The organism is Enterococcus sp. BWB1-3 (genome assembly GCF_016745275.1).
Lineage (GTDB): Bacteria > Bacillota > Bacilli > Lactobacillales > Enterococcaceae > Enterococcus_L.
This window is the reverse complement of the sequence record NZ_JADOEP010000001.1, coordinates 253,603-266,229: the sequence shown is the minus strand read 5'-3', so window position 1 is coordinate 266,229 and position 12,627 is coordinate 253,603. Positions and strand designations below refer to the sequence as shown.

General features: G+C 39.4%; 11 protein-coding genes. 2 read left to right on the top strand and 9 right to left on the bottom strand.

Features of this window, described 5'->3' with window-relative positions:
- Nucleotides 1–155 precede the first annotated feature (155 nt).
- Both IW492_RS01340 and zwf read left to right on the top strand, forming a co-directional pair.
- Nucleotides 156–803, top strand: coding sequence for a metal-dependent transcriptional regulator (locus IW492_RS01340; protein WP_202064385.1), 648 nt, complete (start codon nt 156–158; stop codon nt 801–803).
- A gap of 149 nt (nt 804–952) precedes the next feature.
- Nucleotides 953–2,476: a glucose-6-phosphate dehydrogenase gene (gene zwf / locus IW492_RS01335; RefSeq protein ID WP_202064384.1), complete on the top strand. Its 1,524-nt coding sequence runs from the start codon at nt 953–955 to the stop codon at nt 2,474–2,476.
- A gap of 97 nt (nt 2,477–2,573) precedes the next feature.
- Here the strand turns inward: zwf and ileS are convergent, their stop codons facing one another.
- The 9 genes from ileS to IW492_RS01290 all read right to left on the bottom strand — a co-directional run bounded on the left by ileS (nt 2,574) and on the right by IW492_RS01290 (nt 12,599).
- Nucleotides 2,574–5,363 (bottom strand): isoleucine--tRNA ligase, encoded by a 2,790-nt coding sequence (ileS, locus tag IW492_RS01330; RefSeq protein WP_202064383.1) that lies wholly within the window; start codon nt 5,361–5,363, stop codon nt 2,574–2,576.
- A 338-nt stretch (nt 5,364–5,701) separates the two neighbouring features.
- Complete coding sequence (locus IW492_RS01325) at nt 5,702–6,433, bottom strand: DivIVA domain-containing protein (RefSeq protein ID WP_202064381.1); 732 nt, start codon at nt 6,431–6,433, stop codon at nt 5,702–5,704.
- A gap of 19 nt (nt 6,434–6,452) precedes the next feature.
- Complete coding sequence (locus IW492_RS01320) at nt 6,453–7,235, bottom strand: YlmH family RNA-binding protein (RefSeq protein WP_202064379.1); 783 nt, start codon at nt 7,233–7,235, stop codon at nt 6,453–6,455.
- A gap of 21 nt (nt 7,236–7,256) precedes the next feature.
- Nucleotides 7,257–7,535 carry a YggT family protein gene (locus tag IW492_RS01315; RefSeq protein WP_202064377.1) on the bottom strand — a complete coding sequence of 93 codons (279 nt, stop codon included), beginning with the start codon at nt 7,533–7,535 and terminating at the stop codon, nt 7,257–7,259.
- Between the two features lie 15 nt (nt 7,536–7,550).
- Nucleotides 7,551–8,192, bottom strand: coding sequence for a cell division protein SepF (locus IW492_RS01310; protein ID WP_202064375.1), 642 nt, complete (start codon nt 8,190–8,192; stop codon nt 7,551–7,553).
- A 13-nt stretch (nt 8,193–8,205) separates the two neighbouring features.
- On the bottom strand, nt 8,206–8,883 hold the full coding sequence (locus IW492_RS01305) for a YggS family pyridoxal phosphate-dependent enzyme (protein WP_202064373.1): 678 nt from the start codon (nt 8,881–8,883) through the stop codon (nt 8,206–8,208).
- Nucleotides 8,884–8,899: 16 nt separating this feature from the next.
- Entirely contained in the window at nt 8,900–10,147 is a 1,248-nt protein-coding gene (gene ftsZ / locus IW492_RS01300; RefSeq protein WP_202064367.1) for a cell division protein FtsZ, read from the bottom strand.
- A 26-nt stretch (nt 10,148–10,173) separates the two neighbouring features.
- Nucleotides 10,174–11,502, bottom strand: a complete 1,329-nt coding sequence (gene ftsA / locus IW492_RS01295; protein WP_202064366.1) for a cell division protein FtsA — start codon at nt 11,500–11,502, stop codon at nt 10,174–10,176.
- Between the two features lie 149 nt (nt 11,503–11,651).
- Complete coding sequence (locus IW492_RS01290) at nt 11,652–12,599, bottom strand: cell division protein FtsQ/DivIB (protein ID WP_202064365.1); 948 nt, start codon at nt 12,597–12,599, stop codon at nt 11,652–11,654.
- Nucleotides 12,600–12,627 lie beyond the last annotated feature (28 nt).

Genomic DNA, 12,627 nt, shown 5'->3' with positions numbered 1-12,627 from the left:
ATCTGAAAAATAACGAATGTAATCTGATTAGACGGTGAATTTATGAAAAGAAAAGAATTTGAATAAAAGTTTTTCGTTTACTATCTTATTGAATGGTCAAATAGAAATTTTTCTGATAAACTATTTTTGATGGCTCCTGAGAAAGGATGAATAATATGACGCCAAATCGAGAAGATTATCTCAAACTCATTTTTGAACTGGGTGGAGATGAAAATAAAATTAATAATAAACACATTGTATCTGGTCTAAATGTTTCTGCGGCTTCTGTCAGTGAAATGATTTCCAAGCTTGTGAAGGAAGGACTGGTCCAGCATTCTCCTTATCAGGGGGTGCAGCTGACAGAACTGGGGTTAACAAAAGCAAGTACATTAATTCGCAAGCATCGACTATGGGAAGTATTTTTGGTGGAGCATTTAAATTATTCCTGGAATGAAGTCCACAATGATGCGGAGGTCCTTGAACATGTTACCTCGGAAACACTGGCAGATCGTCTGTCTCACTATCTGGGTAACCCCCAATTTTGCCCTCATGGGGGAGTCATTCCTGAAGCAAATCAGCCAGTTCATGAAGAGAAACATCAAACACTGGCGGATTATCCTGCAGGTACAAAAATCCGTATTGCCAGAGTATTGGATGAAAAAGAGCTGCTGGATTATCTAGTCTCAATCAATTTGAATATTCATGAAACGTTCATGATTGAAGAGATCGCAGCCTATGAAGGTCCGATCACTATTAAAAATGCTGACAAGACACTGGTCGTCAGTTATAAGGCAGCAAGCACAATTTTTGTTGATCCATTATAAAATATACTTTTTCAAGGCTGTTACACAGGAAATCAAAACCAATACTGACCAGCCGTTATTCTAAAAAAGTTCTTTAAAGATTTTAACAGCAATAGAAAAATTATCCCTGAGATTTATATTGATCTCAGGCAGACTGCAGGAGGAATAGAATGAACGAGAAAGTTGCACTTTTTACCATATTTGGAGGGACAGGAGATTTAGCTAAAAGAAAGCTCTATCCTTCTCTTTTCAGACTCTACCGAAAAGGAAATCTCGGTGAACATTTTGCCGTAATCGGAACTGCCCGCAGAGAGTGGTCGGACGAACATTATCGGGAAATCGTCCGGGAAACAATACAGGATCTAAATCCTTCGCAGGAAGAAGCCGATTCTTTTTCAGATCATTTTTATTATCAGTCTCATAATGTAAATGATACAGAGCATTACGATACGCTCAAAAACCTAGCAGATAAATTGGATGAAAAGTATCAGCTGCAGGGAAATCGAATTTTTTATTTGGCAATGGCTCCTCAATTCTTCGATACCATTGTCAAACATTTGAAGTCTCAAAAGATCTTAACAGAAAATGGGTTTGATCGCTTAATTATTGAAAAACCTTTCGGAACGGATTATAAGACAGCTCTTCAATTAAACAAATCCATTCGAGCGGTCTTTCCTGAAGAAGATATTTTCAGAATTGATCACTATTTAGGGAAAGAAATGATTCAAAATATTTCTGCTATCCGCTTTGCCAATAATATCTTTGAATCTCAATGGAATAATCGTTACATTGACAATATCCAGATTACCTTTGCTGAAAGTTTAGGTGTGGAAGATCGCGGTGGATATTACGAAAGCAGCGGTGCCTTGAAAGATATGGTTCAAAACCATATTCTGCAGGTTCTTTCTTTACTTGCCATGGAACCTCCAGTAACATTTTCTGAAGAAGAAATACGTGTGGAAAAAATTAAAGCACTAAAGGCTATTCGCCTTTATACAGAAGAAGAAGCCCTAAAGAATTTTGTACGTGGGCAATACAGCTCCGGTTCTCTGAATAATGAAGCATTTATCGGATATCGTGAGGAAGCAAATGTTGAAAAAGATTCTCAAACAGAGACATTTGCTGCAGGAAAGTTCTATATTGACAACTTCCGCTGGTCTGGCGTTCCATTCTACATTCGTACTGGAAAACGACTGACTGAAAAAGGAACAAGAATCAATATCGTCTTTAAACAGGTTCCTGTAAATGTATTTAAGGATGATGTGGAAGAGTGTATAGAAAAAACAAACCTGCCGCCTAATATCCTGACTATTTATATTCAGCCGACTGAAGGCTTCTCCATGACATTGAACGGTAAGGAAATCGGACAGGGTTTCACAACAGCACCTGTGAAACTGGATTATCGGAATACAGCCAAAACAACAGCAAACAGTCCTGAAGCTTATGAAAAGTTAATGCTGGATTGTTTAAATGGAGATGGAACAAACTTCTCTCACTGGGATGAAGTTGCTCAGTCTTGGCACATTATTGACATTATCCGTCATGCATGGGACAAAACAACTGTTGATTTCCCTAATTATACAGCTGGAACCATGGGACCTGAAGCAGCCTTTAAATTATTGGAAGAAGATGGTTTCCATTGGATCTGGCAGCCGGATATCTGGTATCGTGAACGTGGACAGCTGGAAGAATAATCAACGTTTATCACTAGCAATAAACGCATCTATCACTGCTATTAAGAAAAGCCTCTCGGGAAAAAATTCTCGAGAGGTTTTTAAAATAGTAAATTTATTAATCTTCAAATCCTTCTGCTACTGCTTCTGGATAATGCTCTTCAACGATTGCCGCACAGCGACCGCACAAATGGGGCATTTTTTCATCTGTCCCTATATCTGTTTTTACAGAACGGCAGCGTTCACAGGTTTCACCTGCTGCTGCTTCAACTAAAACAGCCATATCTGCAAAGCTATGTGCATTTTCTGGCACTTCAACACCTTCTCCGGCAATTTCAAAGTCGGACACAATCAGCAGCTGTGCAATATCCGCATCAACAGCTGTCAGCAGCTGACGAACTACTTCACTCGGATAAACAGTAACTTTTGCTTCCAGAGATTTTCCAATCATTTTGGCATTACGTGCTTCTTCCAGCGCTTTTAGGACGTTATCTCTAAACTCCATAAATGCAGCCCAGGTGTCCATCAGCTCATCCTGATTGGCAAATTGTTCATAGCCTGGAAATTCAGAAAGCTGAACATAGCTTTCTTCTTCTTTTAAGAAGCTCCAGATTTCTTCAGAAGTATGAGGAATAATTGGTGTTAATAATTTTGTTAAAGAAACAGCTGTTTGATAAAATACAGTCTGCATGCAACGACGCTGATAGTCATTTTCTGCTTCAATATAGACAACATCTTTGGCAAAATCCAGGTAGAAAGAGGAAAGATCCACTGTCAGGAAATTCACCACTGTACGATAGATTTGCATGAAATTGTATTTTTCATAGCCTTTTTTACGGATTTCTTTAATAACCTGATTCAAACGAACCATCATATATTTATCAACTGAACGCAGCTCTTCAAAAGATACTGAGTGTTCTGAAGGCTCAAAATCACTTGTATTGGCAAGCAGGAAGCGCATCGTGTTGCGAATCTTACGATAGACTTCAGATACCTGATTTAAAATATCCATGGACACACGGACATCCGACTCAGAATCAACACTACTCACCCACAGCCGCAGAATATCTGCCCCCATTTGTTTGATCACTTTATCTGGAAGAATCGTGTTCCCTAGGGATTTACTCATTTTGCGCCCTTCTCCATCCAAAGTGAACCCTTGTGAAAGAACAGCTTTATACGGGGCAACACCATTAATTGCCACACTTGTTGTAATACTTGAATTAAACCAGCCGCGGTATTGGTCTGATCCTTCAAGATACATATCTGCAGGGAAGCTCAGCTCAGGACGCTGACGCAGAACTGCTTCATGTGAAGAACCAGAGTCAAACCAAACATCCATGATATCTGTTTCTTTTGTGAACGTGCCATTTGGCGAACCTGCATGAGTATAGCCTTCCGGGAGAAGCGCCTTTGCTTCTCTTTCATACCAGATATTTGATCCATATTCCGCAAATAAATCAGCTACATGTTCAATTGTTTCCGGCGTGATAATCGCTTCACCATTTTCTGCATAGAAAATCGGCAGCGGAACACCCCAGGCACGCTGACGGGAGATAACCCAATCGCCGCGGTCACGAATCATATTGTAAAGACGCGTTTTACCCCAAGGTATAATCCAGTCTACTCTTTCAACTTCATCAAGAATATTCTGACGGAATTTATCAATGGATGCAAACCATTGAGATGTCGCCCGGTAAATTACTGGTTTCTTTGTCCGCCAGTCATGCGGATAGCTGTGAGTAAAGAAATCCAGTTTCAACAGTGCATCTTTCTCATCCAGTAATGCAGTAATCATCGGGTTCGCTTTATCATAGAAGACTCCTTCAAAGCCTGGTGCTTCTTCAGTAAAGATACCTCGACTATCCACTGGCGATAATACGTCCAAATTATATTTTTTTCCGACAATATAGTCATCTTCCCCATGGCCGGGAGCTGTATGAACCAGCCCGGTACCAGCTTCCAATGTCACATGATCACCAAGCATAACCAATGAAGTCCGATCATAAAACGGATGTTGAGCAGTCATATACTCCATAGCTTTTCCGGAGATCGTCTCAAGGATTTCAACATCCTCCCAGTCAATCGCTTCTTTTACCTGATCCAAAAGGTCTTTAGCCACTACATATTTTTTGCCGTAAGCTTTCACAACAACATACTGATAATCAGGATTTACAGAAATCCCCAAATTTGCCGGAAGCGTCCACGGAGTCGTTGTCCAGATTACTAAAGAAGTATCTGTATCCAAAATCCCTTTGCCATCCACAATTTTAAACGCTACAAAGATTGAAGGCGATTTAACATCTTTATATTCAATTTCTGCTTCTGCCAATGAAGATTCACTTGAGGGTGACCAGTAGATCGGCTTCAAACCTTTGTAAATATAGCCCTTTTCAGCCATTTTTCCAAATACACGGATTTCTGCCGCTTCATAAGAAGGGTCCAAAGTAATGTATGGATGCTCCCAGTCACCGCCAATTCCCAATCGTTTAAAGTCATTTTTCTGCGTATCTACCTGTGAACGTGCATACTCTTCACATTTTTTACGATATTCTGCAAGTGTCATATCTTTCCGCTTTACACCTTTATTTGTTAAAACCTGTTCAATTGGCAGACCATGTGTGTCCCAGCCGGGTACGTATGGCGAACGATATCCTGACATTGATTTAAAACGTACAATGATATCCTTGCTGATTTTGTTTAGAGCGTGACCCAAGTGAATATTTCCATTCGCATAAGGAGGTCCGTCATGCAGAATAAAGGTCGGTTTTCCTTCGTTTAGTTTTTGTCTTTTTTCATAAATCTCTTTTTCTTCCCAGTCTTTTTGCCATTCTACTTCTCTGTTTGGCAGGTTCCCACGCATTGGAAAAGCTGTTTTCCCAAGTTGTAAGGTATCTTTCATTTTCATTCTAACATCCTCGCTTTCAGTCTCTGCTGCGTATTCATTGTTTATTAAAAATTTTACTTCGCTCTGAGAAACATAAAAATTTATCAGATCATGCTTTACCTAATAAAATAAAGCAGAAAAGCACCTTCATCCCAAGGGACGAAAGTGCTCGTGATACCACCCAAATTTAGAATCATTGAAAACAAATGATTCCCTCTGATGATCGCTAACGAAATCACCCGCCAGATTCTACTACCCGTTCAAATCTGATTATGAATAGAGGATCTTTTTAACAGCAGGGTCTGTCAATCTCACACCATCATTGACTCGCTTAAAAGAATACTGTTAATCTTTCTGTTCTATTCGTCTTTTACTGAATCTTCTTCTGAAGAGTCATCATCTAAAAAATTCATTGATTCTGATAATTCATCATTCAGCTTCTTCGCATCTTCAAGAGAAACAATTGATTCCGGTGCTTTCTCAGGATCTGCCTCCAACTCATCAAGTTCTTTTGAAAGAACCTCCTGAATCACTGTATGCGAGTCGCTTACATAGCTTGAGAATGGTTTTAACAAATCGTTCCATTCTTCGCTTTTCACTTGTTCTAACTGAGTTTCCAGCATTAGAGTCAGGCGTTGGTGGAATACTCTTGTTTTCTTCTTGAGATCATCTGTTTCCACAGCCAGCTGTCTTGCACGGTTCGTTGCTTCTGTTAAAATCTCTGTTGCTTTATCTTCGGCAGCCGTAACCAATGCATTAGAACGTCTTTCTGCATTGGAAAGCATTTCATTTGCTGTATTTTCAGCAGATGTAACAATGACTTCTGATTCTTTTGTCGCACTGTTTTTCACTTTGTCAGCAGTGTCCTGTGCAACAATAATTGACTGATTCAAAGCATCCTTCAATTCATTAAAGTACTGCAGTTTTTCTTCAGCATGTTTTAAAGATTTTTCCAGTTCACGGACTTTCTGTATGGAATCTTCATAATCCTTTGTTACCTGATCCAGAAAATCATCGACTTCATCTTGATTATACCCTCTCATCTTTGTTGAGAAAGCTTTATTTTGAATATCCAGTGGGGTTAATGCCATAATTTTTCACCTCATCCATTTATTTTCGCAGTACTCCCAATAACAAACGATATTTATCTTTTTTTGTCTTACCTTCTAACTCCTGTATCTGTATTCGGCCAAAGCCTCTTACAGAAATAATATCCAACAACTCCAAAGGAAAATCGGGTCGAGTATTTTCAGCCCAGTTGATTTTGACCTTTCCAGATTCTATCAGCTGCTTGGATCGCTGTCTAGAGATGTTGTATACTGTTGAAATCAAATTATCCAATCGCAAGGAACTAACCGTCGTTCTTTCCGCTGTCCATTCATCTTTTGGCACAATGATTTTCGTATAGTTTCTTGGCTCCAGCCGCACAGCTACTTTTCCAATTTTCTCTACTTGAGCAGTAATAAAATTCATCGTTTCTTCAGAAATAAATACCTGCCATTTCTCCCCATCGGAAATGATATCTCCAAAATACTCACGCTTAATACCTGTACTTACCAAAGTACCTAATATTTTCCCATGAGACAGGGAAGCAAATTTTATTGGATAAACGATTTCAAACAATTCGATTTTAAAATCTTCAATGGTTGGCTCATAGTAATCTGGAAAAATCAAACATCTCTTTCTTTCAGCTTGTTCATATCCTCCATAAAAGCGAAAAGATAACTCACTGTCTTGACGAATAATAGTCTCTACAATATAAGCCTGTCTGGGATCTAAAAACTCAGTTAAATAAGGTGCATATTGATCTTCTACTCTTTCCAGCCAGTCTCCGACTGAATCAATAAAAGGATGCTCATCTTTACGGAAATGCTGATACACATTTTCATTCATAGATAAACCACCCTTCTTCGATTAATATCCTAATAGTAGTCTCACAATAAAATTTAAACCCCAGCTTACCAGATTTAATGCAAGAATGCCGACTACCACATTGAGACTGACCATGCCAAAATTCAGATTTAGTCGGTCAAACAAATTCAAATACGGTTCACATAGTCTTGCGACGATTCGACCCAATAATGAATTATAAGCTCCTGGAAGCCATGAAAGCAATGCATAAATGACTAGTATCCATGAATAAATTTGAACGGCTTTATTAATTAAATAGATAATCTGAATAAATAAGAGCATATTTACCTCCTAAGACTAAAAATCAAACATTTGTTTTTTAGCTAATGACTGCGCTGTTGCACTGTCTATTTCCATATTTGATGGTGTACACAAGAAGATTTCATCTCCAACGCGCTGTATATCGCCATCTAATGCATAGACTGCTCCGGTAAGAAAATCAACAATCCTTCTTGCCTGACTTTCTTCAACCAAATGAAAATTCACTAAAACAGCTTCATCCACGATAATATGTTTTGCAATATTCATTGCTTCTGAATAAACTCTAGGTTCAATGATTGATATTTTCACAGGTTTTCCCGAATGATTGAACTCCTGAGAATTGGCTGAATTACTGGAATTGCGCATGGAGACAACCTTTTTCTCATTATATGATCTTGTCTGATGCCTATTACCATTGTTTGGATTTGACGCTTCCTCAGTCGAGCGATAACGAGCGGATGGTTTACCGCTCAAAGGTTCAGAGCTGGATCTGTAATAATCCTGACGCTGAGCAGTCTGCTGCTGAGGAACCGCCTGTTGCTGCCGTGGCTGCTGTCTCGGCTGTCTTGGTTGTTCGTTCACAGCGCTTTTTTCCACATAGCTGTCGTAATTATCGTATTCATCTTCACTGGATAATCCAAAAAAGTTTGATAATGCATTCTTATTAAAAATTGACATAGATTCCCCTCCTTTACGCACCTCTAAATAATCCTCTGCCAACACGTACAAATGTCGCACCTTCTTCTACAGCGATAGGAAAATCATTGGACATTCCCATGCTCAGTTCAGTACAAGGTGCATGCTTCAACTGCAAATCCTTTATCATCACCTGAAGCTGTCTGAGTTCTGAAAAGATTTCATGAAGTTGACACTTATCAGCATTTAAAGGCGCCATGGTCATCAGACCGATAACGCAGATCTTATCCATGTTATCTAACTGACTGATAAAATCTTTTAATTCTTCTTTTCTTATTCCATGTTTGCTTTCTTCTTCTGAAACATTTACTTCGATAAAACATGGAATAATCTTATCTGCACGTTTTTGAATTTCCTCAGCTAAACTCAAACTGTCCAGAGCGTGAAAATAATCAATATCATTAATTACTAATTTTACCTTCCTACGCTGTAAATTACCAATCAAATGCCATTTTAAAGACGAAAAATTTTTCAAAGCTGCCATTTTTTCCAATAATTTATCTACGCGATTCTCAGCAAAATTATTCACGCCCAGTTCAGCGAGCTTTTCTGCCGTTTCACTGTCGACAGATTTTGTCACAGCAACCAAAGTTACTTCAGACGTTGAACGATGGGCATTTTCACAAGCCAGCTCGATATTTTCATTTATTTCTTTTAAATTATCTGCCAGCATACGACAATACTACCCCTTATCTTTTTCTGCGGAAAAATGGCGGTGTATTTAATTCATCATCATTTTGTCCGGATTCTTCACGATTGAATGTCTCGAACTCTTTCTTCTCGACATTTTCAGTTGATGCTTCCTCTACTTTAGGACGTACATTCTGTTCACGACGGATATCCCAGTCACCGAATGCACTTGTTTCTTCAGTTTGCTGAGGTTGAGAACCTCTTGCTTGTTCCATATCCAAAACAGGTGCTTGTTGAGCAGTCTGAATTTGGTTATTTCTCGGATGTCTTTGATGACGTTTTTCCTTTTTGGAAGGATCAATTCCTGTAGCAATAACTGTTACACGAATTTCGTCTCCAAGATCTTCATTAATCGATGTACCCAGAATGATATTCACATCACCTGTAGCAGCTGCTGTGATAATGTCAGAAGCATCCTGTGCTTCAAACAGAGTCATGTCCAGCCCGCCTGTAATGTTAAGCAATACCTGCTCAGCTCCGTCAATAGATGTTTCCAGCAAAGCAGAAGAAATTGCTTTCTTCGTTGCTTCAATCACGCGATCTTCACCGCTGGCAACACCGATTCCCATTAAAGCCGTTCCCTGATTTTCCATGACTGTCTTCACATCAGCAAAGTCCAAATTGACGTAACCAGGTGCAGTGATTAAATCAGAGATTCCCTGAACCCCTTGACGCAACACATTGTCTGCTTCACGGAATGCTTCAAGCATCGGCGTCTTCTTATCAACAACCTCTAATAAACGGTTGTTCGAAATAATCAATAGTGTATCTACATTTTCTTTCAGCAAAGCGATCCCTTCAGCTGCGAAACGTCCTCTTTTTGGTCCTTCAAAACTAAATGGGCGAGTTACCACGCCAACCGTAAGAGCGCCTAGCTCCTTAGCGATTTTTGCAACAACAGGAGCAGCACCAGTTCCAGTTCCGCCGCCCATTCCGGCAGTGATAAAGATCATATCCGCTCCTTGAAGCGCATCAGAAATCGTCTGTTCACTTTCTTCTGCTGCTTTTTGACCCACCTCCGGTTGGGAACCGGCTCCCAGGCCTCTTGTATATTTAGGTCCAAGCTGAATCACTGTTTCAGCCTGTGAGTTTCTCAATGCCTGAACATCTGTATTCGCAGCAATGAACTCCACGCCCTTGACATTTTCTTCAATCATACGGTTGACAGCATTGCCGCCGCCGCCGCCGACACCGATGACTTTAATGACAGCGCCATTATTGATGTTATTATCTAAAGAAAATTCCATATTTTCATATCCTCCTGTTTTAGTGATTAATCAAAGATATTCGAGAAGAAATCTTTGATTTTTCCAGTTACTTTTTCATTTGACTCTGACGATTCAGAATCTTCATAGTTGATTTCCACTGGTTCTTCCTTGTAGCTCTCATAATTAACTTCCTGCTGCTGAACACTTATTTGAGGCGCAGGCGTTGATTTTTTCCCTGGAATTGCACCCTTGGCAATATGATAAATATCAGCCAGCTGGGCAGAATATTCTACAATGCTGATTACATTTGTGAATACAGGATTACGCAATCCCATATGGTTTGGTACATAAAGCTTCACATTTACATCAAAAATGTCCTGTGCCAAATCAACAACACCTGGAAGACTCGCGCCGCCGCCAGTCAGTATGATTCCGCCTGGCAAATCAAGTGCATCAATGTCATCCAATACTTCTTTTGATTTTCTGAAAATTTGTTCTACTCTGGCTTCAATCACTTCAGATAAATAACGTTCATCAACTTTTACAGGTTCTGATTTACCGATAACATCTACAGGAAATTCTTCACTAACCGATGTTCTTTCGGGGAAAGCATCTCCATAGTTGATTTTTAGTGCTTCCGCATTATTAAAGGAAGTATTTAATACGATAGAAATGTCTTTAGTGACAAATTCTCCACCTTCCTGATTCACGTGATTAAATTTCAACTGTTTGTCATGCATAACTGCAGTCGTTGTCTGACCGCCGCCCATATCAATAACAATCGTTCCAAATTCTTTTTCACCGTCAGAAAGAATAGTTTCAGTCAGAGCCAATGGTAAAATAACCAGTTCATTCACTGCAAGTCCTGCTTTTTCAACGCATTTTCTTGTATTGTGAATGATCGTCTTAGGACCAGTGAATACAACACCGATCATTTCCAGACGAACACCGATCATTCCTCTAGGGTCCTTAATTCCTTCAAAGCCGTCGACTGTAAATTCCTGTGGCAGGATCGCAACAATTTGACGTTCTGGAGGAGTTGAACGAACCAAGGCAGCAGACGCAACATTTAGTACATCTTCATCATTGATTTCTTTAGAGTCGCTGCTGACAGCGATCATTCCCTGGCAGTTTTCTACTTCCAGCATATTCGCCGGCAACCCTACATTTACACTCTTGATTTGAATTCCTGCTTTTTCTTCAGCCTGTCTTACTGCACGCTGAATTGCGTTTACTGTTTTGTCAATATCAACAATGATCCCTCTGTTTAGTCCGTCAGACTTCGCATTGCCGACGCCAATTATATTCATTTGGCCTTCGATAAATTCGGCAACTACAACCTTTACTGATGTTGTACCAATATCCAGGCCTACATACATTCCTGTTTTTGCCATGAATGGTGTTCCTCCTCCTAGTTAATCCAATATGTAAGCGAACCTACAGCTCGTTTATCTATTTTTATCAATACTCACTTCTTTCAATTCTACCATAAAGATAGGTCTTTTAGAAAGAAGATTCTACTTTTTTCTCTTTTATTTTTTTACTATCCTTCTTCCACGATTTGAGAGCTGGTATCTGTACTTTCGTTTATTTCATTATTTTTCTTCTCAGTTTCAAATGAATAGGAGTAAATACCTACTTCCATATCAATCACACCTGGTTCCGACATCTGTGCAGCAACCTGTTCATAGTACCTCATCTTTTCAGCCAGCTGGGAGATGTTTACAAGTACCCGGTTGTTATCTCTCATATAAAGATTAACCAAATCTTTATTTGATTCGGAGGGTGCATATTTTATTTCTGAAATTTTCTCCTTCAGTTCGTCACTTAACTGCGTATAGGATACCATAAGATTCTTGATGATTTCTTCATCTTCAAAATTTTCAAATACCGGCATTCCACCAGGCTGGTTTTCCAGTTTGTCCGGTAAAATTTTCCCGTTTTCAAGAATTGGATAATACGAACCTTCAGAAGCTTCAATGGCTACAACTTCATACTCCTGGATCGAAACATTAAAGGTATTCAATCCATTAAATGAAATAACTGCTTTCCTCACTCGAGGAAAGGTTCTCACAATGTTTTTTTCATAAACAGAACGGTTCCAGTATTGATCCCATAATGGACTTTCTACTTTAAGTTTGGAATCCGCAATAATTGTTTCTGCATTTATATTTTCATTCCCTGAAACAGTGATCTTGGATAATTTGCTCAGCGGTGAAACAAAATAAACCAGTACAAGTATAATTAAAACAGCAATTGAGATAATCAGTGTCAAGCGTCGAATCAGGAGTTTATTTCGTACTTTTTTGACATTCGGCAGTCGATCAGCAAAAGATTCATACGTATCATGCTGGACTTCTATCTCCAGATTTATTTCTGCCTCTGACGATGCTTCTTCAGACTCCTCTTCAACCTCTTCTGTTGCCGGCTCCTCCTCCTCAGACTCTTTTTCTTCCTCATGCCAAATGGGAGCAGTGCCCTTGCTTTTCATATATTCAAGGTTTTCTCGTTGCCATGGA